The sequence below is a fragment of the Burkholderia sp. Se-20378 genome, assembly GCF_017104665.1.
GTDB lineage: Bacteria > Pseudomonadota > Gammaproteobacteria > Burkholderiales > Burkholderiaceae > Burkholderia > Burkholderia lata.
Map to the genome: position 1 here is coordinate 1 of NZ_JAAGPG010001208.1, position 730 is coordinate 730.

2 protein-coding genes are annotated in these 730 nt (G+C 67.1%); one reads left to right on the forward strand and one right to left on the reverse strand.

Annotation, left to right across the window (positions count from 1 at the left end; genetic code table 11):
- On the reverse strand, positions 1-448 hold a 448-nt coding region (locus G3N93_RS41035), incomplete at its 3' end, for an alcohol dehydrogenase catalytic domain-containing protein (RefSeq protein ID WP_206135640.1).
- A gap of 132 nt (positions 449-580) precedes the next feature.
- On the opposite strand from G3N93_RS41035, the gene G3N93_RS41040 reads away from it, so the two are divergent.
- Positions 581-730 (forward strand): LysR family transcriptional regulator (locus G3N93_RS41040; protein ID WP_206135641.1); only part of this gene is annotated, 150 nt, incomplete at its 3' end.

Below are 730 nucleotides of genomic sequence, written 5' to 3' on the forward strand. Positions count from 1 at the left end.
CCACCGTGTCGCCGGCGCCAACCTGCCGGACGCGATGCAGCAGCATGTAAACGGTGATCCCTTTCAGCAGCCCGGCCGCGGCGGCTTCGTCGCTCAACCCGTCGGGGATCGGCAACACGCGCTCGGCCGGCATCGTGCGCAGGTTCGCATAGCTGCCGGTCGGCATGCCCGCATACGCGACACGCTGGCCGGGAACGAGATCCGTCACGCCCGGCCCGACCGCGTCGATCACGCCGGCCGCCTCGACGCCCAGCGCATCCGGCAGCGCAGGCAACGCGTGCGCCCCCGTCCTGAAATAGATGTCGACGAAATTCACGCCGATCGCGGTCTGGCGAATCCTTACTTCGCCGGCGCCGGGCGGCGCGACGAGTGCATCGACGCGGCGCAGCACGCCGGCGTCGCCGTAGCGGTCGATCCCGATCCGGATGGCGGTGGCAGTCTGGGTCATGACGTTCCTCACAATCGAATTGAAGTGACACGATCATCACATCGTGCATAATCGATCGGAATTCCCACCAAACGCCCATCTACTGTGCAAAATTCGACCGATCCGGATTCCGTTCCCGCGTCCGCGCTGCCGATGAGCTGGGACGACATCCGCTATTTCCTTGCGGTGATGCGCAGCGGCAGCCTGTCGGCCGCCGCGCGAGCGCTGCAGGTTCAGCATTCGACGGTCGCGCGGCGCGTCGACGCGCTGGAGTCCGCGCTCGGCATCCGGCTGTTCGACCGG